This window comes from Vibrio paracholerae, assembly GCF_037672085.1.
GTDB lineage: Bacteria > Pseudomonadota > Gammaproteobacteria > Enterobacterales > Vibrionaceae > Vibrio > Vibrio cholerae.
This window is the reverse complement of record NZ_JBBHLM010000002.1, coordinates 663,835-686,785: the sequence shown is the minus strand read 5'-3', so window position 1 is coordinate 686,785 and position 22,951 is coordinate 663,835. Positions and strand designations below refer to the sequence as shown.

Sequence of the window (22,951 nt, the reverse complement as noted above, 5' to 3'; positions counted from 1 at the left end):
AAATTACCCTTCTTTCTCGATCTTGTCTAAGCACTCACGCAGGAGCTGACCGTACTCGTATTTGCCAGGGCAAACGAACGTACACAGTGCTAGATCTTCTTCATCCAGCTCTAAAGCACCTAAGCGAATCGCGCTGTCACTGTCACCAGCACACAGATCACGAAGCAACAAGGTTGGCTCCATATCTAGTGGCATGACCTTCTCATAGTTACCGATTGGAACCATAGATCGATCACTACCATTAGTGGTTGTGGTCATGTTGTACACTTGGCCCTTGAATAAGTGACCAAGGAAAGAGCGAGTCACAGAGAACTTGTTCTTACCCGGCATTGCCCAACCAAACAGTTCTTTATCACGTCCTTCACGAAGGACTGACACCTGTAAATGGTAACGACCAAGATAAGCGTGTGGTCCAGTGGCTTTCGTACCAGACAGCACAGAGCCAGAGATGATGCGTACTTCGCCTGGCATGATTTCGCTATCAACCAGTTGCTCTAGTGATGCGCCCATAACAGTACGAACCAAACGAGGTTTGTTCACCACCGGACCGGCAAGAGAAACCACACGCTGGTTATATAGCTCGCCCGTCAGGAAGAGTTGACCAACTGCGATCACGTCCTGATAGTTGATGCTCCACGCCACGTGGTTTGCACTTACTGGATAGAGGAAATGCATGTGAGTGCCAGCTAAGCCTGCAGGATGTGGGCCGTCAAAGACGTGTTCTTCAACATTCGGCTGTTGAGAACGTGGCAAGCTGGTACCTTTTTTACAAACGTACACTTTGCCAGTTGTCAGTGCGGAAAGCACATCTAGACCAGCAACAAAGGCTTCAGATTGTTCATTGATCACAACGGTCGGCTCAGCTGCCAACGGATTGGTATCCATAGCAGTGACAAAAATGGCTTCAGAAGTGGAATCAATGGCTGGAACCTTGCTGAACGGACGAGTACGGAAAGCAGTCCAAAGACCGGATTCAATCAGCTGTGTTTTGATCGCATCGCGATTCAAACTGGCTAATTGATTGGCTTCAAACTTGTCGAAGGTCACTTGGTCATCACCCGCCACTTCAATCACTACAGATTGAAGAACGCGTTTTGCACCACGATTGATTTCAACCACTTTACCGCTGACTGGTGAAGTAAATTTCACACCAGAATTCTTCTTATCTTCAAAAAGAATCTGAGCTTTTTTTACTTCATCACCTACGCGGACATGCATTGTAGGACGCATGCCGACGTACTCTTCGCCAAGCAAGGCGACTTTTTTGATGGTTTTACCATCACTAATCACCTGGGAAGGAGTTCCTGCGATAGGAAGGTCCAATCCCTTTTTTATTGTAATCATACGCACTTGCACTACTTTTATCGGGAAAAAGATTCTTTCATTGCGCAAATTCGAGGCGCACTCCGTTTGCCTTGTCCTTACAACTGAACAACGCTAGCGGAATCCTTACCTCGGTAGACACGACATTGTTTGTGTCCGTTTTTAATGGCTTGAACCATTAAAATCGCAACATCCTTTTAAAAATCCCATCACAAATCATGTGGGGGATTTGTCAGGTGCTGTAGTCTAGCATCTTTTGGGAACTTGATGCCATGACCAATGCCCTGAATCACTGTTTAATTTCAAACGAATCCGGAGTGAAAGGCTAAGAAATCATCATATTTTTGAAGCATCGCACAAACTCACTAAGGCCTATTTTATGTAGGCCTATTGACTGACTTAAGCCACTAAACCGCAGCATAACCTGACATATTCGAATGCATTTGTTTAAACCGTGTTAATGATTTGCTCAAAATCCAATCAAACATTATAGGTGTTAAACCTATCATTGAGCGCTTTTGCGCGAGCCCCCTAAACACATAGGGCTTTCTGGACTTTCCTGATTCATTTGCTGCCACTCTTGAGCCGTGTAGGTATGAATGGCGAGCGCGTGGATATGATTCGCTAACTCATCCGCCAAGGTTTGATTGACCAAGCGATGACGAGCGACGGGACGCAGGCCGGCAAAGCGTTCACTCACTACTGTGACCTTAAAATGACTCTCCGAGTCTCGCGGCACGTTGTGCATATCACTTTCATTAATCACTTTCAGAAACTCGGGCTGAAATTCATCACTCAGCTTCTTTTCAATAACATTTTGAATCATATTGCTTTCCTTGTTGAACACTTGAGTGTCGACAACATGACAAATTGAGAGTAGACCATAGCGAATCTTGCGTGTGGCTAAAAATGCAAAAACCTAGGTTTTCATTTGCTGTTTTATTGCCATCTGAGACAATGCGCCGTCAATTTACTAGAAACACGAGCAATATGAAAACTGAGCTTACTTTGCTTGAGCAGACGCTCACTCTTCATCGTTTCCCAAAGCGCAATAACGAAACCTTGCAAGCTTGGGATGCCGGCGATGAGTACCTCATCCAGCATGTGGAACAACTCGCTCTCCCAGAATCTAGCCATATCGTGATCATTAATGACCATTTCGGCACTTTAAGTTGTTGGTTTAGTCAAAAACACAAAGTCAGCATGATGAGTGACTCCTACATTGCCCATCAAGCGACTCAAGCGAATTTGCAGCAAAATCAGCGTCCGCCTGTTCAGTTACTGACGACTTTAGATCCGGTTCCAAATGATGCCTCTGTTGTGCTACTGCAACTGCCCAAGAGTCATCGTCATCTGGTGTGGATCCTGAGCCAACTGCGTAAATCCCTTTCGCCGAACATCCCGATCATTGCGGTGAATAAAGCGAAGGAGATTCATACATCAACCTTAAATCTGTTTGAAAAGCATCTAGGCCCCACCACCACTTCGCTGGCGTGGAAAAAACATCGTTTAGTGTTCAGTTCTGCGACGGTGAATCCCGCTAATGAGGTTAACCCTGAATGCGGTTGGAGCGTTGAGCCCTATGCTATCACCCTCACTAACTTACCGAATGTGTATTCGGGTGAAAGTTTAGATCTGGGTGCCAGATTTTTCCTTGAGCATTTGCCAGCCGATCCGACTCTGGAAGACTTTATTGATCTTGGGTGTGGCAATGGCGTGTTATCGGTTCGTCTCGGACAATTGAACCCACAAGCGAAGATCACCTGTGTTGATGAAAGCTTTATGGCGATCGCCTCCGCACAAAAAAACTTACACGATAATCTCGGTAAACGAGATATTCACTGTATCGCCAACAACTGTCTGGATGGTTTCCCAGCGCACAGCAGCTCAATGATTGTGTGTAATCCGCCGTTCCATCAACAACAAACCATTACGGATCACATCGCGTGGCAAATGTTCTGTGATTCAAAGCATGTTCTGAAAAAAGGCGGGAAATTATGGGTGATCGGCAATCGCCACCTCAGCTACGATGTAAAACTGGCAAGATTGTTTGGTAAAAGTCATGTTAGAGTGATCGCCAGCAACAGTAAATTTGTTATCTTACAAGCTATTAAATCTTGAGCCTTGCGGCTGTGTGCACAATAAAACGAAAGGAATTAACCATGAAAAAACTGGTTCTTGCGGCTTCAATCGCTTTACTGACCGCTTGTTCTGCTCCTCAGCAGAGTCAAATCAACGTTAACCCTCAAGCGGCATTAAGCCAAAATACGATTGTTAATAACAGCAGCTTTTCACTGGCTAGCAAAGATGTGCGTTCAGCGCAATATGTGGCTTTAGTCGATAGTGGCCGCAACAATATTGAGCCCATTCATCCACGCCAAAATGTGCGTATTACTCTAGAAAACGCACTGGCTGAACAGTTTGGATCGCAAGGTTTTCGTCTCAGCGTCAACAGTGAAAATACCATCACTCTCGAAATCCAAGAACTTTTGGTTTCGGTAAAACACTCGATGATGGAAAACCAAATGGATGGCAGCGTGGTATTGGAAATCACTGCTGAAACACCAAGAGGTAAATTAGTGAAAAGCTACGTCGGCACCGCAAAACGCACCGGAGTTCTCAGCGCCTCTAACGATGAAATTGAAACTGTGCTCAATGACGTGATCAATAAAGTGCTCAAAGAGATCGCTAACGACGCAGAACTGCAAAATTACATGCAGGAACGCTTCAATGGCTAAGTCATGGCTATTGGCAGCCATAGCAGTGGTCAGTAGCTGCGTGTGGGCAGGTCCCAAAGTCGCAGTGGAAACCACACTCGGCAATTTTACGATCGAGCTGAATCAAGAAAAAGCACCGATCTCGGTTGCAAATTTCTTACGCTATGTGGATGACGGCAGCTATGTCGGCAGCCAATTTCATCGCGTGATCCCAGGCTTTATGGCGCAAGGGGGTGGCTTTGATGCTTACCTTAACCAGCTACCGACTTACGCCCCGATCGAGAATGAAGCCAGTAATGGCCTGCGTAATGATACCGCGACCATTGCTATGGCTCGTACGCAAAACCCCAATTCGGCTACAAGACAGTTTTACATTAACTTGGTGGATAATGATTTCTTGAACTATTCCGCAAAGCCGCCTGGCTATGCGGTGTTTGGTCAAGTGATCGAAGGATTTGATGTGATTGAAAAAATGGCTCAGCAACCGACTCAAAATAAAAGTCGAATGCAGAACGTTCCTGTCACACCCATCGTCATTAATAAAGTCACTCGCTTACCTTAAACTGCCTCACCGCACTCCTGCACTCGGGAGTGCGGCAATCATCATAATCACATTCAAAAGGACTCGTTATGGTTCAGCAACCCCGGTCCCATTCTTGGCTAGAACTTATTACTAGCTATTTTGATCGACGCTTGCTCTGGGTATTTATGCTGGGTTGTGCCAGCGGCTTCCCATGGGTATTGATTGGTTCCAACATGACAGGCTGGCTAAAAGATGCCGGACTCAGCCGCGCTGCCATCGGTTATTTTGGCAGTGTATTTGCGGTATACGCGATTAACTTTCTTTGGGCACCACTCGTCGATAGAGTCAAGTTACCCATTCTGCACTCGATGCTTGGTCAGCGCCGAAGCTGGATCTTTTTCTGCCAATCCATCGTTTTGGTCTGTACGTTACTGATCGCGGGGGTTAACCCAGCCAACAATCTCATGCTGACCTCCATATTCGCCTTGGGGATTGCGATTGCTTCGGCAACGCAAGATGTGGCTGTCGATGCCTTCCGGATTGATACCTTTCCCAAAAGTGAATCGACCAAATTGCCACAAGCATCAGCCATGGCGGTCGTCGGTTGGTGGACGGGCTACTCGCTTCCCGGCTACTTCGCTTTCGTCAATGCCGATAGCATCGGCTGGAATGGGGTTTACTACATTATGGCGGGAGTGGTTGGCTTATTGATGTTGTTTACCTTGCTGGTGGGTGAGCCACACACTCAGCGGGATCAATTACAGCAACTAGCTGAAGAACGCCACCAACAGGTCGTTAGTAATCCAGTACTCCGTTGGTTAACCGTCACGGTCTTAGAGCCGTTTATCGACTTTTTCCGTCGTAATGGTTTTCGTGTTGCATTGACGCTGCTACTGTTTGTGTTTCTGTTCAAAATCGGCGAAGCCTTCTTAGGACGCATGTCAATTGCCTTTTACAAAGAAATTGGCTTTAGCAATGAACAGATTGGCTACTACTCTAAGCTACTCGGTTGGGGTATCACCATTTTGTTCACCTTGCTTGGTAGCCTAGTTAATATCAAGTTCGGTATTGTGCGAGGATTACTGATTGGCGGCATCGCCATGGCGTCCAGTAACTTGATGTTTGCTTGGATAGCCAAAGTCGGTCCTAATGAACACCTATTTTTAGCGACTCTCGTCGTCGATAACTTCACTTCTGCCTTCTCAACGGTAGCTTTTGTTTCCTTCTTGACCTTAATGACTGGACAGGCTTTTTCCGCCACGCAATACGCGTTGCTGGCTTCATTAGGTAATTTAGGCAGAACCACTATCGCTTCGTTTAGTGGTGAGTTAGCGGATTTTCTGAACGACTGGTCACTGTTCTTCATTTTGACCGCGGTAATGGTGATCCCGAGTTTGATCATGCTTTACTCGCTACGTCATGACTTCACTCAGATGCTGGAAGACGCCAAGAAGCATAAAGAAGAGTTACCGCCTGAGGATAAAATCATCCAGTAAGGCGCACACCATTCACCAAATAAACCATTCACGAAAACAACAAGGGAGCTTCATCGCTCCCTTGTTTATTTTCAGGCTCATCAACGGTTACGGGTAAAGTCCCTTGCCAAACAGGTTAAAGATCCGCGCTACCCCTTGGGTAAAGACCATAGGCTCAGTCAATACGGTTAAGCAAAGACAATCTTGATCTTGCGGTGTGCTTGGCGAATGGCAGATTTGACCATCATGCTGCATAAAATCACCCACGTCGTAATGACCATTTTCATCACTAAAACCACCGTGCAACACCAAGGTCGACTCAAACCCTTTATGGGTGTGCTGAGGAATAGAAACCCCTTGGCTAATGTACATCAGATTCATCCGTACATTATCTTCCGACTGCAAAGGTAAACTGAACACTTTGCCACCGTAGCTGCGCCACTGCTGCTCAGGTTTAACCAAACGCGCTAAGACTTTGGGAATCGCAATCTGCTTACCGTTTACCGTCACCATTACCGGTGTGGTTTTAACGGGAGGGTTCAATGCCGTTTGCTGCGGTAAGGCCACAATCGAATCGAACATCGCTTGCCAGTTGGCATCGTCTGACAAGGCGACAGAAGAGGCCACTTGCTGATTGAGTAACTCACCAAGTTCTGCCTCAATCTCATGTACTAAGTCACGACAATGTGGGCAGATTTCCAAATGAGCAGAAATCGCCAAACCATGCGCAGAATCAAGACCGCCCTCAGCATAGGCTGCGAGTAAAGCATAATTAGGGTGATAACTCATAAGGACTCCGCATCCATTGATAATCTTAACTTTTCTACCGCAAGGCGTAGACGTGATTTCACAGTGCCGAGTGGAATGTCGAGCATATCGGCTACATCTTGCTGGGGAATTTCTTCTAGATAGACCGCTTTGATCACTTGCTGCTGTGCTTCTGGCAGGCGGTCGAGAAATTTCATCACCTGCTCTTTGAGCAGATCTTGTTCTGGTGCGTAGTGATCAACCAGATCAGGAGGACAATAATCTTCCGGCCAAATATCATCGGCCAACACATAAGCGTCACGCCCCTTTTGTCGGCGTAGCAAGTCATAGCTTAGGTTACGCGCTATGGTGTAAATCCAAGTCGCGAGAGAGCTTTTCTGCCCATCAAACAGACTGGCTTTTTGCCATACGGTTGACATGGTTTCTTGAACCAGCTCCAACGCTACCTGTTCACTACCGACATGCTTCATCACAAACTGCTTCAATTTCGGCGAGTAATAGCTAAATACCAGAGCAAAAGCCTGTGTGTCCCTGCTTTTAACTTTTTCCATACACTCTAGCCACTCTTGGCGGCCAAACGTATGAGGTGATGGATTAAACATATAAACTCATCCTTAATGACTCAGGCGAACCTCTAGTAAACCTATACGTCAGTGTTACCACTTGAGATCATTCGTCACAAGCAAATTGTTCATGTGTCGAGATGCGATTCAATGGTACGCTGTAAAAAAGCTAAGGCGGCATGACAATCTCGCTGCCCAACCAGTACATCAAATTGCCCTTTGCTTAAAGGTAGCAGTTCTAGCCAACGTTGACAGACCCAGCTCGCATCATCAAAAAAGCACAAACTGTGCAACTCACCAATTTGTGGAAATTGCCGATAGACTTCCTGCAGTTGCTCACCTAAGAAACGCTCCCGATCTAACAATTCTTGGTTTGGCCAATCCGGAAACCACTGTACCGTAGCAATCCGTAAACCGTCATACTCAACCCGAACTTTGCGAATTGCAAAACGTCGCATTCCGACGACAGTGATCCCAAGCAAACCATCACTTAACGTTTCAAAATCAACGATTTTGACTAAAGTCCCAAACTCAGATAATTCGTTTGCATTTTTATTCGACTTGCTATCGAACAAACAGAGACCAAATCCACTGCCCGTTTTACTGCACTGAGCGACCATACGCTGATAGCGCGGTTCAAAAATACGTAGCTTCATTTTCCCTTCAGGAAGTACGACGGAGCTAAGTGGAAACAACATTATCTCTTCCATTACTCACTCCTTTTCATAAATTTACTTAGGTATACGAAAAGAGTTCATTCGTCGATCACTCACTGAATTTGTTGGTTTATCGATTAGCGTATAAGTTTAGTCAACTCGCAACCAAAGCGATTAAGATCACAATAAAAATGCAAAATTGTGAAATACAAAATAAGTTCAAAATTAATTAACAAAGGTGTGATTTACATCACTCAACGCCTTTAATTTTGCACTTCTTATCACTTTTAATTGCGATTTTTATCGTTATTATGCCCGCCAGTTGAACGAGCTGCAGTTAAGCGGCCGCCATACACAACACACTTACAGAGAGTTCCCCTTATGCGTAAATCACTTTTAGCCATCAGCACGATTGTTGCTGTCACAGCTGTTCCTGCACAGGCTGAATACTTATTTGGTTTTGGTAGTGCCTATGCTGACTACCAAGTTTGGAATCACGGTTTTGGTAATGATGCATCTAACTTTGGTCAAACCATATCAGATCGCAACCAAGCAGTTATCGGTATTGAAGGAGGGGCTGTTTTTGATTGGGGGCAAATCTACGGTTTCTATGACTACGAAGGCGTAGATCGTGCTGGCGATGATCGTGGTGCATCTCTGAAAGGGACTATTCACTATAACTTAACTGAATCTGGTGTATCGCTATACGCACAGGTGTACAACACAGATAAAGACAAAGGCCCAACATTACATGAACAGAATCGTGTAGCAGGTATTGGCTATACCGGTCTAAAAGGTGACGGGTGGGGCTTCACTCCATTTATCGGTGTGCATCAAATTAACACGGATGGTGGTATCAGCGGTAACAACGGTGGCATGCTAGGCTGGGTTGGCTTCTATAACACTGACATTGCGGGTCAAAACTTCACATTCTCAACTTGGGGAGAATATGAATTTGCTCGTAATGATGAATACGCTGCAATACAGGGTGATAACTGGGGACTAAATGGCTCTGTAAATGCTCTGTGGAATTTCCACAAAGATTGGTCCGCAGGTGTTCTTTACCGTTACACGGTCAATAAACTAGCTCGTAAAAATTACGAGGATTTGGTTATCTACCGACTCCAGTACAACTTTTAAACAAACCTTCTCTGTATGGCGCGACTTCGCGCCATTTTTTATTGCTTTCAAAACTCCCCTCGCTATCCTTGGCGCATTGGAATTTCAGTAGGGGACAGAGATGAATATTGTGGTACTTGGCCCGGGAGCTGTCGGCTCTTTGTGGGCACTGCACTTACATCGTGCAGGTCATCAAGTCGCGCTATGGAGCCGTCAAGCTCAGCCGACCATAACACTACAGCTCGATGAAGAAGCGCCCATCTCATTTCGTAATCAAAATTTAGACACGCTCATCAATGCCGATTTACTGCTGATCACCGTCAAGGCTTGGCAAGTGGAAGCGGCATTGCAGCCTTTGCTCCCCCATCTGAATCGAGAAACCATTTTGCTGTTTATGCACAATGGCATGGGCGCCGTTGAAACCATCCACGAATCTGTGGCCAACTTCCCGGTATTGCTTGCCACCACAACCCACGGTGCACTCAAAATGACGCGTAGCCAAGTTCGTCATACTGGCTTAGGGCAAACCCAGATCGGCCCCTACAATCCTCTCGGAGCACGCTGCGATTTTATCGCAGACGTTTTTAATCACGCACTCGCTCCAGTGACATGGAATCCTGAGATCCAACAGGCTTTGTGGCGCAAACTCGCGGTGAATTGCGCGATTAATCCGCTAACCGCGATTCATCAATGCGCCAACGGTGCATTAGCTGCACCTGAATTTACGCCGATCATCACTGCCATTTTAGATGAGGTGACTGCCGTTATGCAGGCAGAAGCGATAAGCGGCGAGGCTGAAGCACTGCGTGATGGGGTTTATCAAGTTATCCAAGCTACGGCGGCCAATCGCTCTTCCATGCATCAAGATGTTTTCCACCGACGTCCAACCGAGATAGACTTTATTACCGGTTACGTAGTACGCAAAGGCGAACAGCATGGCATTGCAACTCCGGTAAACAGCGAGTTATATGAGCAAATCAAAACCTTAGAGCAGAGTTGGAGCAAGGCATGAGCAAACGAATTCTCGTCCCCGTCGCCCATGGCAGCGAGGAGATGGAAACTGTCATCATCGTCGATACTTTGGTGCGTGCAGGATTTCAGGTCACGATGGCAGCGGTCGGCGACAAGTTACAAGTGCAAGGCTCACGGGGTGTTTGGCTGACGGCAGAGCAGACGCTTGAAGCGTGCTCTGCCGAAGCGTTTGATGCACTGGCACTACCCGGAGGTGTGGGCGGAGCGCAAGCGTTTGCCGATAGTACGCTGCTACTAGCACTGATTGATGCGTTCTCACAACAAGGCAAACTGGTTGCCGCGATTTGCGCGACCCCTGCACTGGTTTTCGCCAAACAGCAGAAATTTGTCGGCGCACGCATGACTTGTCACCCCAACTTTTTTGACCATATTCCTTCAGAACGCCTGAGTCGTCAGCGCGTCTGTTATTATGCCACGCAACATTTACTCACCAGCCAAGGGCCAGGCACCGCGCTGGAGTTTGCGCTCGCCATGATTGCACTGCTCGCAGGCGTGGAATTGGCGCAACACGTTGCCGCCCCCATGGTTCTTCATCCTCAACAACTGACCGAACTTTCAGGTTTTATTGATGCTCAATCTTGATGCAATCCGCGCGCAGTTTCCGGCGCTGCAACAAATCGTCAACGGTAACCCGCTAGTCTATCTCGACAGTGCGGCCACTACACAAAAACCGCAATGTGTGATTGATGCCATCAGCCACTACTATAGCCAGCACAATGCCAATGTACATCGCGGTAGCCACAGTTTGACGGCGCAAGCCACCAGCCAATTTGAAGGCGCGCGTGAACAAGTCGCACAATTTATTGGTGCGCCAAGCAGCAAAAATATTATCTGGACGCGCGGTGCTACCGAAGCACTCAACCTAATTGCGCAAAGTTATGCCCGCAGCACATTACAAGCTGGGGATGAGATTCTGGTCAGTGAAACTGAACACCACGCCAATATCGTGCCGTGGCAAATGGTCGCTGAGCAAACGGGCGCGAAAGTGGTCAAAATCCCGATGACAACAACGGGTGAATTTGGCCTTGCTGCCTTTCGGCAATTGCTGTCACCACGCTGCAAAATCGTTGCCCTCGCCCATATCACCAATGTCACGGGAACTCGCCAGCCAATTGAAGCGGTCATCCAAGCCGCACATCAACAAGGCGCGGTGGTGGTGATCGATGGCGCTCAAGGCATAGTCCATGAAACCGTGGATGTTCAAGCTCTGGATGCGGATTTCTATGTATTCTCCGGCCATAAGCTCTATGCGCCAGCGGGCATTGGTGTGCTGTATGGCAAAACGGCGCTTTTAGAAGCGATGCCACCTTGGCACGGCGGCGGCAAGATGGTTGAAAAGGTCTCGTTTGATGGTACAACCTTTACCGGCTTGCCCGGAAAATTCGAAGCAGGCACGCCGAATGTCGCAGGTGCCATTGCTCTGGCCACCGCGATTGACTGGTATCAAAGTCTTGATCGAGCCGCCGTGGAAGCGCACTTACACCAACTGCAACAGCAAGCTTACCAAGCCATTTCGCAAATCGATGATATTCGCGTGCTCGGTTATCAGCCTAACGCCAGTGTGCTGAGCTTAGTAATGGATGGTGTACATCATCAAGACCTCGCCACCTTACTCGATCAACAAGGAATTGCCGTTCGTGCGGGTCACCATTGTGCTCATCCTTTGATGGATGCGTTTGGCGTAAAAGGGACGGTGCGAATTTCTTTCGGAGTGTACAACAGCGCAGCAGAGGTGGAACGCTTGATCGCCGCCATCCATAAAGCGGTGGATCTGCTGTAACGCAAAGTGCCAAACAATCACCACAGCTAAGCGGTGGTTTAGGGATGACAACAAAAGAGCCTCATCACGATGAGGCTCTTTTCATTCAGCATCCGTTTATTCAAATCAGTTCAGCGTTTTGGCCTGAATTGTCGCCACAATCGCTTGCAAGCCATTGCCACGTGACGGGCTTAAATGTGCCAGCAAGCCAAGCTCGGCAAAATAGTTATCCATCGAAAACGCGCTAATTTCTGCAGACGTTTTGCCATTCAGCGCCGCCAGCACAATCGCAATCAAACCGCGCACAATCCGTGCATCGGAATCCGCGCAGAAAAACCACTGCTCACCTTGCTGCTCGGCCACTAGCCACACTTCACTTTCACAGCCAGAGACAAGAACTTGCTCACTTTTCAGCGCTTCTGGCATCACAGGCAGCCGTTTGCCCCATTGGATGATCTGGCGATAACGATCTTCCCAACCGTGCAGAGTTTGCATGGTTTCTAAGACGGTTTGTGCATTGATGTCATCACCAAACGGATGAGCGGGAAATGGACTCATCATGCCCTCACGCCTTCACATTATTCTTTTGAATCAATTTATCGACGATGCGCGCCACCGCGACAAAACCAAACGTCGCGGTCACTACCGTCGCAGCGCCAAATCCGCTGGCGCAATCCATACGTTTTGGACCTTCTGCGGTTGATTTGGTCGCGCATACCGAACCATCTGCTTGTGGGTATTTGAGTTGCTCGGTCGAAAACACACAATCAATCCCAAATTTACGCGCTGGATTGGTTGGGAAGTTATGGTGCTGACGCAGGCGATCTTTGAGCTTTTTCGCCAGTGGATCTTGAATCGTCTTGGTCAAATCGGCCACAGTGATTTGCGTTGGATCGGTTTGTCCGCCCGCACCTCCGACCGTAATCACTTTGATTTTGTTGCTGCGGCAGTAAGCCAGAAGAGAAGCTTTGGCTTTCAAGCTATCAATTGCATCCAACACATAATCAAAGGATTTATTGAGATAAAGATGCTGGTTATCCGGCGTGATGAAGTCATCCACCAAATTGACTTTGCACTCTGGATTGATGAGCTTAACGCGCTCTGCCATCACTTCGATTTTGCTTTTGCCAATCGTCCCGGTCATGGCATGGATTTGACGGTTGATGTTAGTAACACACACATCATCCATATCAATCAGAGTCAGCTCGCCAATCCCGGTTCGCGCCAGAGCTTCCACCGCCCACGAACCGACACCACCGATCCCAATCACACATACGTGCGCAGCACGTAAAATGTCGACTTCGTTATAACCATACAAACGGCGCGTACCACCAAAACGTTGGTTGTAACTGTCGGAGGCAGGAGTATCGAGTTCACGCATAACCACATTTCCACTCTAGCTGAAAAATAAAGAGTGCGATTTATACGCACTCTTCACAAAAATGTCCAGTTTGCTGCCGACTCAATAGAGGCAAAACTATTTCTGCTTCTCTGGCGGTAATGCCCACGGCGCTTGGGTTGGTGAGTTTTCTAACCCAAGTTTCCACACGCGGCCAAAGTGCTTATAGTGACCCGCTTCTAACCCAGCACGAGGTCCCATACCGTGATAGAGATCGAGATGGTTCTGTTTTACTGCACCGCCAGTATCTAGCACGATCAACAAGCGTAATTGATGGACGCCAGACCAAGTACCATCAGCATTTAACAAAGGAACTTCGGCTAAAATCGGGGTTCCCATTGGGAAAATTGAACGATCTCCTGCGACTGCGGCCATCGGCAACAATGGTATTCCCGCGCTGCCAGTAACAGGCGCAGCTGCACGCGGTTTAAAGAAGACGAAGGAAGGATTTTGCTCCAATAACTCACGCACTGTTGCTTCATCATTTGCCATCACCCAATCTTTGATGGCCTTAAGTGACATATTTTCCCGAGCAACCAAACCACGCTCGATTAATACTTTGCCAATGCTTATATACGCTTTGTTATTTTTTCCAGCGTAAGCAAAATATTCCAAAGTGTCGTCATCTTCAAAGTGCACAAAACCGCTCCCCTGCACTTCCATAATGAAAGGGTCGATCAAATTGGCCGCATATCCGAGTTCTAAGCCTTTCCCCTTAAGAGCACCTTGATAAATTTCTGCGCGCGTTGGGCAATCTTTATTACATTTAGGCAAACCATAAACAGGGTATTTAAACACACTGTCTGGCTTGTGACGCAATTCCATCACAGGTGAAAAATACCCCGTAAACAAAACATTACCTTGTTTATCACTTCCACCAAGCTGCGCAGCCTGAATACCAAATTGTGCTAAAGCGCTAGGATCGCCACTCTCTAATACCCACTCATTCAGCTTTTCATAGAGAGGCTGATAAATTTTCGCCATAGAGGCAGAGTTTTTTACCACCATCTCACTCTGCTTACTGAATTCGGTAAAGTCGCGAGGTTTATTCGATTCAATTACTGTACTTCGATTGAGCAAAGCAGGAAAAGTCGATGTAGAAGGTTGCTTAGCCAGATCGGTCGACTTTTGGTCGACCGACTGGGCACAACCAAACAAAACTAACGCAGTAAATAGGGGGAGAAGACGTTTACTCACAAAAATGATCCATGGGTTGAGCTTATTGCGCAGAGCATGACAAACTCATAGCGACAGTGCAATTAGCGTTTGATTAATCGCGATTATTTTTTACTTTTTCTGACAATTGATAAACCGGTTGATAGTTAGCGGACAAGCGCTGTTTCATCTGCTTTTTCTCACGCATGATCTCAAATTGATACGGCTGATCATTAACCGTGAATTCAAGTCGAGCGCCATCGTAGTTAAAATGGGTGGTGACCAAACGCCCATTCAACACAATACCTTGAGTGCCAATGGTGATTTTTTGTGCCGCATAAGGGGCAACATTCTGCTCAACCCATATCCCATACAGCTCAGACTTAGGAAACCACTGCTCTTGCAGACGACCAAAGATGTTGCTGTACAACATCAAAACGTAGGAGGTACCTAAAATCGCCAGCAAGAGCAGTAAACGCTCTTTACTCAAGGCCTTACTTTTGCTTTCCGTTTTTGCCATAGCGCTTTATCTCACTTTATCCAAACCTCTTGGGCGAGGCTTTGCACTATTAACTGTGCCATTCGTTGATGCAGATTGATGCTGCCATCAACCTTGCTGTTCATACTTTTGTCATCCCTCTGTTTTACATCTCATTTATTTTGACCAGTAACGTCTCTAATAAACAAAGGGTTCCGCCTGTCATATAAAAAACCACTTGCTCAAGATGGAATAAAAAGTCATTATTTGCGCATATTTAAACACCAAGGATGTTAAGCCGTGAAAATTCGCAGTACCGCTCTCGTCAAAGGATTTCGCCAGTCAGCGCCCTACGTTAATGCCCACCGTGGGAAAACCATGGTCGTTATGCTGGGAGGAGAAGCGATTGCCGATAAAAATTTTCCTAACATCATCAGCGATATCGCTCTGCTGCACAGCCTTGGCGTTAAAGTGGTACTCGTGCACGGAGCTCGGCCACAAATCAATCAAATCCTTGAGAAAAATCAACGTGATACGCCATACCACAAAGGGGTGCGGATCACCGATGAATCCTCACTCGGCTTAGTGATGCAAGCCGCCGGACAACTGCAGCACGCGATCACCGCACGTCTTTCGATGAGCCTCAACAATACGCCAATGGCGGGTACTCAACTCAACGTTGTGAGCGGCAATTTCATCATCTCTCAACCACTAGGTATAGATGAAGGTGTCGATTACTGCCACAGCGGACGCATTCGCCGGATTGATGTGGAAGGCATCAACCGCATGCTGGATTTAGGCTCAATTGTGCTGCTTGGCCCAATTGCTAGCTCTGTCACTGGTGAGTGTTTCAATCTGCTTTCTGAGGAAGTGGCGACCCAAGTGGCGATAAAACTTAAAGCCGACAAGCTGATCGGTTTTTGCCCACAGCAAGGGATCATCGATGCCAAAGGCAATGCGATTGCTGAACTCTTCCCAAGCGATGTTGAACGCCTCGTCAAAAACATGGAGCAAGAGTGCGCACCTGATGATGAAGAGTGTTTCAGTACCATGCGTTTTTTGCGCGCCGCTTTAAAAGCCTGCCGCGCGGGTGTGCCACGCAGTCACTTGGTGAGTTACAAAGAAGATGGTGCATTAATCCAAGAGCTGTTCTCGTTTGATGGTATCGGCACCCAAATTGTGATGGCCAGTGCCGAGCAGATCCGCCAAGCCACGATTGATGATATCGGCGGTATTTTTGATTTGATTCGTCCGCTGGAAGAGCAAGGCATTCTGGTTCGCCGCTCTCGTGAACAGTTGGAACAAGAGATCCATAAGTTCACCATTATCGACAAAGATGGCTTAGTGATTGGCTGCTCGGCACTCTACCCTTATCCAGAGGAACGCATGGCTGAGATGGCTTGTGTCGCGATTCATCCTGAATATCGTGATGGTCACCGTGGATTGCATTTATTGGTACACACCAAGCATCAAGCCAAGCAAATGGGCATTCGTCACCTGTTTGTGCTAACCACTCACAGCACACACTGGTTCCGTGAACAAGGTTTCAATGAAGTCGATGTCGAAGCGCTACCGATGGCGAAAAAGAGCTTATACAACTACCAACGCCGCTCAAAAATTTTGATGCTGCAGCTTTAAATTCAACAGGTTGAAAAGCGTGTGAACAGAAGTGAATAAAAGATGCAAATTGTTGCATCTTTTTTCTTCGATTTTCGCTTTTATTTTGTGATAGAGATCGGTAGAATGCGCGCGTTTGATTAAATGTTGTTCAATCATCAAGTCAGGATTTGACGCTTGAGATCTTTCTCAATTCACGCATGGATTGCTTTTATGAGTACATTACGTATCTAAGAGCAAAATCGTCTATGAAAACTGTTATTTGCAACTCTCTACAAAGCTTTTGGGACATGGCTGACGCCGAGTTCCTATCAGGGCTTGATGTACACTGCGTATTTCCCGTTAGTGATAATCTCAAAACGTTTCTGATCCAATCTCGCGAACGTTACCAGATCCGCAGCATCACCTTTACTAAAGCTTTTGCCAACCTTTAACGCTGTGCCGCCACGGAATGGCGGAGCATTTACTGCTCCAACCTTGCCACTAAGCCACTCGCCCGTTGGGTTTTCACTTTAATTGCCCGCTGCAATATTTGATTATCACAATACAATTTGAGCTGTTTTTTAGCCCTTGTGATCCCCGTGTAAACTAACTCACGCGTCAGGATCGGACTGTAATCCGGCGGTAAAATCAGCAAGGTTAAATCAAATTCGCTGCCTTGCGATTTATGTATGGTCATCGCATACGCGGTTTCATGTTGCGGGACTCGGCTCGGTAACACGGCTTTGATGCTGCCATCCGGCAGCTCAAAATAGACTTTCAGTCTGCCCTGCTCATCTTCACGATCGCGCATACACAAACCGATATCACCATTGTATAACCCCAAGCCATGATCGTTACGCGTGACCATGATCGGCCGCCCGTGATACCAGATCTCTTCTTGCGTTTTAATCAGCTTATGAGCATTCAACGCCCGTTCGATACGAGTGTTCAGCCCCATCACTCCAAAATCGCCTTCACGCAGCGCACAAAGCAATCGGCAGCGACTGAACGCATCAAGTGCTGATTTGGCAAGTATGAGCATGGTTTGCTTTGTCGACTCAAATTGCTCAGTCGATTGATTGAGCAAATTCAGATAAGGACGATAAGCCTGCACTAAGGTTTGCAGCAGTTGCTGATAATGCTCGCCACTAAGGGCAAAATGTTCAATATCGCTGAACGACTGTTGCCACACCGCTTCAACGCGCGCCGGAGATCCACTGTTGATCGCTTTCGCCAGTTGGCCAATGCCAGAACGTGCATCAAAACGGTAGCTTTTTTGCAGCATGCATAAGCAATCCGCCACCGGATTCACCGTTTTACTGGCAGTTTGGCGCAAAGAGGCAAACCCCGTCAGTTCAGCCAACTGCACGCCCTGCTCATTGCCGTAACCTTGGTTCAGGAAGGTACAAATATCACCGAGCACCGCCCCTGCTTCCACCGAGGCCAATTGATCTTTATCGCCCAGCAAAATTAACCGAGCGTGCTTGGGCAGCGCTTCGACCAGTTTCACCATTAAAGGTAAATCAACCATGGACGCTTCATCGACCACCAACAGATCAAGATGGAGTGGATTACGTGCATGATGACGAAACTCAGCGCTGCCCGGAATCGCGCCAAGCAAACGGTGAATGGTGCTGGAAGTGCTCGGGATCGCCGCGGCGATCTCAGGCTCTATCGCCAGTTGACTCACAGCTTTACCCATCGACTCGGTTAACCGCGCCGCGGCTTTACCGGTTGGAGCAATCAATTTGATCTCTGGCACTTTACCTTGCGCCATGCTTTGGCTAATCAGCGCCGCCAAAAGCTTGGTCACTGTGGTGGTTTTGCCGGTTCCCGGCCCACCGGAAATCACCGCAAAACGGCGGGTGAGCGCGACGGCTGCCGCCACTTTTTGCCAGTTTAAGCAGTGAGTAAGCGGAATAAGCTGCTCTAACGGTTGCAAATCCGCCGCGCGCTGCGCTTTTTCGACTACAGCTTCAATCGCAGGCCAATCCAGCGCGTCCGACTCCACCACATCCAATCGATCATTCAGCAGTTGAATCCGCTCGACGGAGCTTAGCGGCTTTTGCTGTAGCGCTTGCCACAAGCCTAAATAGTCGCGGGCAAATAAGGTATTCAGGCGTTCACGCAAGTTAGCCAGTTCAGCAGGGCTTAAACGTTGGGGTAAGGCCAGCTCAGTCAATCGCGCCGCCAGTTGCTTTTCATAATACCAGTAGCGATGCAGATAGAGCCTTGCGCCATCAAACATTAACGGCACAGCTTCACCTTGCTGCCCCACCAAAGGCGAGGCTTGCAGTAAGGCTTGCCAGTCTACCGCTAACCAGCGTTCACTGTGCTGCAAACTCGCTTCACCATAAAGGCCAATCAGCGCCGCCAGATCGCAGCGATTACTGTGTGCATCACACAGTGGCAGACAGATGTGTCCACGCCCAAGTTCTGCACTGAGCGCTGCGCTCAGTACACTCAAAAGCTCACTTTCTGCAGCGTTGTGCCCAGCTAACGTGGCTTGCTTGCCAATAAAGCGGGCAAACTGCACATCCAAAGGACGCAGCGCGCCTTGTGCCAGCAGACGTTTCGCTACTTCACTATCCCAAAACATCATAAATCAAGCTCCATCTGCCCAGCTTTACTCGCTCTTTGTGCCAGCTCGCGCCCTGCAATCAATCCATCCAACTCATCTAACAAGGCCAAGCTTGGCTTGGTATGGAACACGCCTTGATCGCTGCGGCCATCAATCCCGCGTAAGAAGAGATAAAACACGCCGCCGAAATGCTGCTCGTAGTCGTAATGGGCTAAACGGCTGCGCAAAAAGCGATGCAGCGCTAACGCATAAATTTGGTATTGCAGATCATAACGGTGATCGGCCATCGCACTGCCCAAACGCTGTGGATGATACGCCGCTGGATCGTCACCCAAATGGTTGGATTTCCAATCCAGCACGTAATAGCGCCCTTGATATTGAAACACCAGATCGATAAAGCCTTTGAGCATGCCTTGCACCGAGTGAAAACCGAGATCGCCCGCCTGTGCCGAAAGCGGATCATGGCGCTGGGTGATGCGATTTAAGGTTGGCGCATCCAACACTTCGATTGGCAGTAAAAACTCCAATTCGGTCAGACGCTGGTCGGCCATAATTTGTTGTAAGCGCAGCGCTTTACCATCCAGTGGCGTGCTCAATACGGTGTCAACCAAGTGTTGCAACACCGGCAGCCACTCGGCTTCAATCTGCTCACTTTCCATCAAATCAAGGATGATTTTAGTATTGGGTTCACTGTGCGCCGATTGCTGAAAATCCACCTCTTCAAACAGCGAATGCAAAAACGTGCCAGGGCGTGCACCACGCGGGAAATTGAAAATCGAGCGCTCGACAGATTCCAGCGCCGCGCCATCACGCTCTTGCGCGCTCTCAAGATCAAAACCGCCCACTTCAAGCAAGGGAAACTCTTGCAAAGGATCGTGACGAGCATGACTTGATTGCATCACCAAGCCTGAGTAGCTGGTGACTCGCCAGCGGCGATCAATCACTTGGCTTAACTCACGGGCAGCCAGCTCTCGCTCGTCCAATTTTGGTGGCTGATACGCTTGTTCGAAACGCTTCGGTGGCGGGCATTGCGCGACATCTGGCAAGTTTTCACACTGTTTGAGCAGCGCTTGCTGCAGATCCGCAATACCGCCCTCTTGACCATCTTGCAGCAGGAAACCCATCGCACTGCAATGCGCCGAGGTCGGCTCTTGGCTCGAATTGCCGTTGCGCAGCGGCGCAATGCCAATAAAACAGCCATACACAGCGCGAGTGAGCGCCACATACAGCAAGCGTAAATCTTCTGCCAAACGTTCTTGATCGGCTTTGGCTAACGCCTCTTCATTGCCGGTTAAATCGACCCAAGTGGTGGCCGATTCAGCATCGTAATATTTGCCTTCGCTGCTCTCGCGATAGCTCATCACAAACGGCAAAAATACCAGCGGGTACTCAAGCCCTTTTGATTTGTGAATGGTGACAATCTGCACCAGACGCCGCTCAGATTCGAGGCGCTGGATCTGCTCATCACTGCCCCCCAATCCTTGCGCAGCATCCGCCATCGCCTGAGTCAGAAAACGCAGTAAGCCCTGATCGCTATCGATCTCACGTGTCGCTTGCTGCAAGAGCTCGCTGATGTGCAGATAATCGGTGAGCCAGCGCTCGCCTTCACTTTCCGCCAGCCAACGCTCGGCAATGTGACGCTGAGTTAACACCGCACGCAGCATCGGCAATACGCCGCGTTCACTCCACAAACGGCGATATTGACGAAATTCGGCAATCAACTGTTCCCATTCGTTTTCATCGTTATTCAGCGCATCCAGCTCGCTGGCGGTTAACGCAAACAGATTCGAGGCGACAGCCGCACGGAGCAAGCGTTCATCTTCTGGCTGCCACACGGCGAGCAGCAAGCGTTCAATATCTTGCGCCACATCGCTGGCAAACACGCTGTCACGGTTGGAAAGATACACACTGGCGATGCCTTGCTGGCTGAGTGCATCGCGCACCATGCGCGCTTCATTACCGGTGCGCACCAGCACCGCCAGATCGCCCGCTTCAATCGCCTCGCCGCGGTGAAAGGCCGCCGCGCCAGAGGCCGAAGCAGTCAAAATATGCTGGATTTGCGCCGCACACGCCTCAGCCATTTGCGCGTAGTAATCGGTCTTGCTTTGCGGCTTATCGAGATCTTCCGGCCACCAATAGGTCAAAGCTGGTTGCACTTGCCCCTCCAGTGACCAATGGCGTTTATCAGCGTCAGGGCTTGCCGCCACGGGCTGAAAGGGAATGTCATTACTGTAAATAAAAGGATGCGAGGCCGAACTGAACACTTGGTTCACGGCCGCCACCATCGCTGCGCTGGAGCGCCAGTTAGTGCCTAAGGTGTAGTGAGCGCGCACCTGATTGCGCGCTTTGATGTAAGTGAAAATATCGGCGCCACGGAAAGCGTAAATCGCCTGTTTCGGGTCGCCGATCATTAGCAATCCACACTGCGGATAGTCCAGATACAGCCGACTGAAAATGCTGTACTGCAGCGGGTCGGTATCTTGGAACTCGTCGATCATCGCCACCGGATACAGCGTGCGGATCCGCTCCCTCAATAGCCCTTGCTCATCATTATCCAGCGCAGCGCTGAGTTGAGTCAGTAAGTCATCAAACGAGAGCCAGTGATGGGTGGATTTGGCTTTCGCCAACCAGTGGCGACAGTGATGAATCGCATGCACCAAAAGCGGTGTTTTGAGTGAAACAGGCTCAGCAAGAAACGCTTCTATCCGTTCAAACAGCGCTAATTGTGGCGGATTGCCTTTCTTTGATTTGGCAAGCAACCCGCTTTGGGTGAACTCTTCAAGCTCTGACGGCACGTGCAGATCGTGCGTTTCACTTTGCGCCCAAGTATCCAGAATCGGCAAGCGGCGCAGCAGCGCATTTTGGCTATTTTTGTGCAGATCAGAGCCAGTTATCGCGGGCTCAATCTCCTCTCGCTCCGCTAACCAGTGCTGCTTAATCTCGGAAATTCGCGCTATCTGCGCTTGTTGCAGCGCGGCCAAATCCCCTTCCATTAAAGGTGTGGTCAGTTTGACTGGCGGCCCAGAAAGATAACCGGCAATCTCAGCCAACAGTGCAGAAGGTGCCGGCCACAAGCGGCGCACTTCGCTCGCGAGGGCAATCGATAAAGGGTAGAACTGTCTGCGCCAATAATCGGCCACCACTTGCGCTTTGAGGCGACTTTCATCAGTGACGAATTCATTTTCAAAGCGACTGCCCGATTCAAACGCATTTTGCGTCAGCATGCGTTGGCAAAAACCGTGGATGGTGAAAATGGCCGCTTCGTCCATCTGCCGCTCGGCATTAAGTAGCAAAGAGACGGCTAAGTTGTGATCGGTAAATTCAGCCAGCAGGGAGCGAAGCAGAGGATCGTCACTCGCGCCGCGGGCAAAGGCGAGGCGCGCATCGTGCAAGCGGCGACGAATACGGTCACGCAGCTCTGCGGTAGCTGCTTCGGTAAAAGTCACCACCAGAATTTGATCAACGCTTAGCGGATGCGCGTGGCGAGTTTCCGCTAAGCCATGCCCAAGCACCAGACGCAGATAGAGTCCGGCAATGGTGTAGGTTTTTCCGGTACCTGCAGAAGCTTCAATCAGTCGCGCTCCATGCAAGGGAAAGCGCAACGTATCGAGCGTAACAGCGAGCTTATTTGAATCGGCACTCATCAGCCTTAATCCTTCTATCTACCGATGACAGAGATGTGACCTAAAACGAATATTTCTCTGCATTAAACTAAAAAACCGTGATTGAGTATGGGCTTATGAGATCCACTTCACGGCACAAGCCAAGGCGGCGCTTTACACTGCGCGCACGTTAACAAATTCA

21 protein-coding genes are annotated in these 22,951 nt (G+C 48.7%); 10 read left to right on the top strand and 11 right to left on the bottom strand.

Features of this window, described 5'->3' with window-relative positions; translation table 11 throughout:
* Positions 1–3: 3 nt before the first annotated feature.
* Positions 4–1,344: a Na(+)-translocating NADH-quinone reductase subunit A gene (locus tag R4537_RS08435; protein WP_071179241.1), complete on the bottom strand. Its 1,341-nt coding sequence runs from the start codon at positions 1,342–1,344 to the stop codon at positions 4–6.
* 484 nt (positions 1,345–1,828) lie between these two features.
* Complete coding sequence (locus R4537_RS08430) at positions 1,829–2,149, bottom strand: BolA family protein (RefSeq protein ID WP_071179176.1); 321 nt, start codon at positions 2,147–2,149, stop codon at positions 1,829–1,831.
* A 164-nt stretch (positions 2,150–2,313) separates the two neighbouring features.
* On the opposite strand from R4537_RS08430, the gene R4537_RS08425 reads away from it, so the two are divergent.
* From R4537_RS08425 to R4537_RS08410, 4 genes are all read left to right on the top strand, one after another.
* The gene (locus R4537_RS08425) at positions 2,314–3,444 is read left to right on the top strand and encodes a methyltransferase (RefSeq protein ID WP_071179177.1); all 1,131 of its coding nucleotides are present in this window, start codon (positions 2,314–2,316) and stop codon (positions 3,442–3,444) included.
* 41 nt (positions 3,445–3,485) lie between these two features.
* Entirely contained in the window at positions 3,486–4,061 is a 576-nt protein-coding gene (locus R4537_RS08420; RefSeq protein WP_000737549.1) for a YajG family lipoprotein, read from the top strand.
* Positions 4,054–4,602: a peptidylprolyl isomerase gene (locus tag R4537_RS08415; RefSeq protein WP_071179178.1), complete on the top strand. Its 549-nt coding sequence runs from the start codon at positions 4,054–4,056 to the stop codon at positions 4,600–4,602. The genes R4537_RS08420 and R4537_RS08415 overlap by 8 nt, the downstream gene beginning before the upstream one ends.
* Positions 4,603–4,670: 68 nt before the next feature.
* The gene (locus tag R4537_RS08410) at positions 4,671–6,059 is read left to right on the top strand and encodes an AmpG family muropeptide MFS transporter (protein ID WP_080483502.1); all 1,389 of its coding nucleotides are present in this window, start codon (positions 4,671–4,673) and stop codon (positions 6,057–6,059) included.
* Between the two features lie 87 nt (positions 6,060–6,146).
* On the opposite strand, the gene R4537_RS08405 is transcribed toward R4537_RS08410, so the two are convergent.
* The 3 genes from R4537_RS08405 to R4537_RS08395 all read right to left on the bottom strand — a co-directional run bounded on the left by R4537_RS08405 (position 6,147) and on the right by R4537_RS08395 (position 8,079).
* Positions 6,147–6,827, bottom strand: coding sequence for a ChrR family anti-sigma-E factor (locus R4537_RS08405; RefSeq protein WP_071179179.1), 681 nt, complete (start codon positions 6,825–6,827; stop codon positions 6,147–6,149).
* A complete protein-coding gene (locus R4537_RS08400; protein ID WP_000483035.1) occupies positions 6,824–7,408 on the bottom strand; it encodes an RNA polymerase sigma factor in 585 nt (194 codons plus the stop codon). The genes R4537_RS08405 and R4537_RS08400 overlap by 4 nt, the downstream gene beginning before the upstream one ends.
* 89 nt (positions 7,409–7,497) lie before the next feature.
* Complete coding sequence (locus R4537_RS08395) at positions 7,498–8,079, bottom strand: LON peptidase substrate-binding domain-containing protein (RefSeq protein WP_071179180.1); 582 nt, start codon at positions 8,077–8,079, stop codon at positions 7,498–7,500.
* Between the two features lie 327 nt (positions 8,080–8,406).
* On the opposite strand from R4537_RS08395, the gene R4537_RS08390 reads away from it, so the two are divergent.
* The 4 genes from R4537_RS08390 (at position 8,407) to csdA (ending at position 11,956) form a co-directional block, all read left to right on the top strand.
* Positions 8,407–9,165, top strand: coding sequence for an outer membrane protein OmpK (locus R4537_RS08390; protein ID WP_071179181.1), 759 nt, complete (start codon positions 8,407–8,409; stop codon positions 9,163–9,165).
* A gap of 100 nt (positions 9,166–9,265) precedes the next feature.
* The gene (gene panE, locus R4537_RS08385) at positions 9,266–10,156 is read left to right on the top strand and encodes a 2-dehydropantoate 2-reductase (protein ID WP_071179182.1); all 891 of its coding nucleotides are present in this window, start codon (positions 9,266–9,268) and stop codon (positions 10,154–10,156) included.
* Complete coding sequence (locus R4537_RS08380) at positions 10,153–10,758, top strand: DJ-1 family glyoxalase III (RefSeq protein ID WP_071179183.1); 606 nt, start codon at positions 10,153–10,155, stop codon at positions 10,756–10,758. The genes panE and R4537_RS08380 overlap by 4 nt, the downstream gene beginning before the upstream one ends.
* Complete coding sequence (csdA, locus tag R4537_RS08375) at positions 10,745–11,956, top strand: cysteine desulfurase CsdA (RefSeq protein WP_071179184.1); 1,212 nt, start codon at positions 10,745–10,747, stop codon at positions 11,954–11,956. The genes R4537_RS08380 and csdA overlap by 14 nt, the downstream gene beginning before the upstream one ends.
* 105 nt (positions 11,957–12,061) lie before the next feature.
* On the opposite strand, the gene csdE is transcribed toward csdA, so the two are convergent.
* The 4 genes from csdE to R4537_RS08355 all read right to left on the bottom strand — a co-directional run bounded on the left by csdE (position 12,062) and on the right by R4537_RS08355 (position 15,009).
* Positions 12,062–12,493, bottom strand: a complete 432-nt coding sequence (gene csdE, locus R4537_RS08370; RefSeq protein WP_029627459.1) for a cysteine desulfurase sulfur acceptor subunit CsdE — start codon at positions 12,491–12,493, stop codon at positions 12,062–12,064.
* A 7-nt stretch (positions 12,494–12,500) separates the two neighbouring features.
* Positions 12,501–13,316 (bottom strand): tRNA cyclic N6-threonylcarbamoyladenosine(37) synthase TcdA, encoded by an 816-nt coding sequence (gene tcdA, locus R4537_RS08365; RefSeq protein WP_071179185.1) that lies wholly within the window; start codon positions 13,314–13,316, stop codon positions 12,501–12,503.
* 96 nt (positions 13,317–13,412) lie between these two features.
* A complete protein-coding gene (gene mltA, locus R4537_RS08360; RefSeq protein WP_000044376.1) occupies positions 13,413–14,531 on the bottom strand; it encodes a murein transglycosylase A in 1,119 nt (372 codons plus the stop codon).
* 73 nt (positions 14,532–14,604) lie between these two features.
* Positions 14,605–15,009, bottom strand: a complete 405-nt coding sequence (locus R4537_RS08355; protein WP_001140308.1) for a DUF2850 domain-containing protein — start codon at positions 15,007–15,009, stop codon at positions 14,605–14,607.
* Positions 15,010–15,267: 258 nt separating this feature from the next.
* Here R4537_RS08355 and argA point away from each other — a divergent pair, with 258 nt between their 5' ends.
* Both argA and R4537_RS08345 read left to right on the top strand, forming a co-directional pair.
* Positions 15,268–16,605: an amino-acid N-acetyltransferase gene (argA, locus tag R4537_RS08350; RefSeq protein ID WP_000702682.1), complete on the top strand. Its 1,338-nt coding sequence runs from the start codon at positions 15,268–15,270 to the stop codon at positions 16,603–16,605.
* Between the two features lie 227 nt (positions 16,606–16,832).
* Positions 16,833–17,018, top strand: a complete 186-nt coding sequence (locus R4537_RS08345; protein ID WP_029627461.1) for a hypothetical protein — start codon at positions 16,833–16,835, stop codon at positions 17,016–17,018.
* A gap of 29 nt (positions 17,019–17,047) precedes the next feature.
* Here R4537_RS08345 and recD read toward each other — a convergent pair whose 3' ends face one another.
* Both recD and recB read right to left on the bottom strand, forming a co-directional pair.
* The gene (recD, locus tag R4537_RS08340) at positions 17,048–19,168 is read right to left on the bottom strand and encodes an exodeoxyribonuclease V subunit alpha (protein ID WP_071179186.1); all 2,121 of its coding nucleotides are present in this window, start codon (positions 19,166–19,168) and stop codon (positions 17,048–17,050) included.
* The gene (gene recB / locus R4537_RS08335; RefSeq protein ID WP_071179187.1) at positions 19,165–22,791 is read right to left on the bottom strand and encodes an exodeoxyribonuclease V subunit beta; all 3,627 of its coding nucleotides are present in this window, start codon (positions 22,789–22,791) and stop codon (positions 19,165–19,167) included. The genes recD and recB overlap by 4 nt, the downstream gene beginning before the upstream one ends.
* Positions 22,792–22,951: the final 160 nt, after the last annotated feature.

Excerpts from the sequence above, each read along its gene's own strand:
- R4537_RS08435 (WP_071179241.1), bottom strand. The coding sequence starts at position 1,344 with ATGATTACAATAAAAAAGGGATTGGACCTTCCTATCGCAGGAACTCCT.
- R4537_RS08430 (WP_071179176.1), bottom strand. The coding sequence starts at position 2,149 with ATGATTCAAAATGTTATTGAAAAGAAGCTGAGTGATGAATTTCAGCCC.
- R4537_RS08425 (WP_071179177.1), top strand. The coding sequence starts at position 2,314 with ATGAAAACTGAGCTTACTTTGCTTGAGCAGACGCTCACTCTTCATCGT.
- R4537_RS08420 (WP_000737549.1), top strand. The coding sequence starts at position 3,486 with ATGAAAAAACTGGTTCTTGCGGCTTCAATCGCTTTACTGACCGCTTGT.
- R4537_RS08415 (WP_071179178.1), top strand. The coding sequence starts at position 4,054 with ATGGCTAAGTCATGGCTATTGGCAGCCATAGCAGTGGTCAGTAGCTGC.
- R4537_RS08410 (WP_080483502.1), top strand. The coding sequence starts at position 4,671 with ATGGTTCAGCAACCCCGGTCCCATTCTTGGCTAGAACTTATTACTAGC.
- R4537_RS08405 (WP_071179179.1), bottom strand. The coding sequence starts at position 6,827 with ATGAGTTATCACCCTAATTATGCTTTACTCGCAGCCTATGCTGAGGGC.
- R4537_RS08400 (WP_000483035.1), bottom strand. The coding sequence starts at position 7,408 with ATGTTTAATCCATCACCTCATACGTTTGGCCGCCAAGAGTGGCTAGAG.
- R4537_RS08395 (WP_071179180.1), bottom strand. The coding sequence starts at position 8,079 with ATGGAAGAGATAATGTTGTTTCCACTTAGCTCCGTCGTACTTCCTGAA.
- R4537_RS08390 (WP_071179181.1), top strand. The coding sequence starts at position 8,407 with ATGCGTAAATCACTTTTAGCCATCAGCACGATTGTTGCTGTCACAGCT.
- panE (WP_071179182.1), top strand. The coding sequence starts at position 9,266 with ATGAATATTGTGGTACTTGGCCCGGGAGCTGTCGGCTCTTTGTGGGCA.
- R4537_RS08380 (WP_071179183.1), top strand. The coding sequence starts at position 10,153 with ATGAGCAAACGAATTCTCGTCCCCGTCGCCCATGGCAGCGAGGAGATG.
- csdA (WP_071179184.1), top strand. The coding sequence starts at position 10,745 with ATGCTCAATCTTGATGCAATCCGCGCGCAGTTTCCGGCGCTGCAACAA.
- csdE (WP_029627459.1), bottom strand. The coding sequence starts at position 12,493 with ATGAGTCCATTTCCCGCTCATCCGTTTGGTGATGACATCAATGCACAA.
- tcdA (WP_071179185.1), bottom strand. The coding sequence starts at position 13,316 with ATGCGTGAACTCGATACTCCTGCCTCCGACAGTTACAACCAACGTTTT.
- R4537_RS08355 (WP_001140308.1), bottom strand. The coding sequence starts at position 15,009 with ATGGCAAAAACGGAAAGCAAAAGTAAGGCCTTGAGTAAAGAGCGTTTA.
- R4537_RS08345 (WP_029627461.1), top strand. The coding sequence starts at position 16,833 with ATGAAAACTGTTATTTGCAACTCTCTACAAAGCTTTTGGGACATGGCT.
- recD (WP_071179186.1), bottom strand. The coding sequence starts at position 19,168 with ATGATGTTTTGGGATAGTGAAGTAGCGAAACGTCTGCTGGCACAAGGC.
- recB (WP_071179187.1), bottom strand. The coding sequence starts at position 22,791 with ATGAGTGCCGATTCAAATAAGCTCGCTGTTACGCTCGATACGTTGCGC.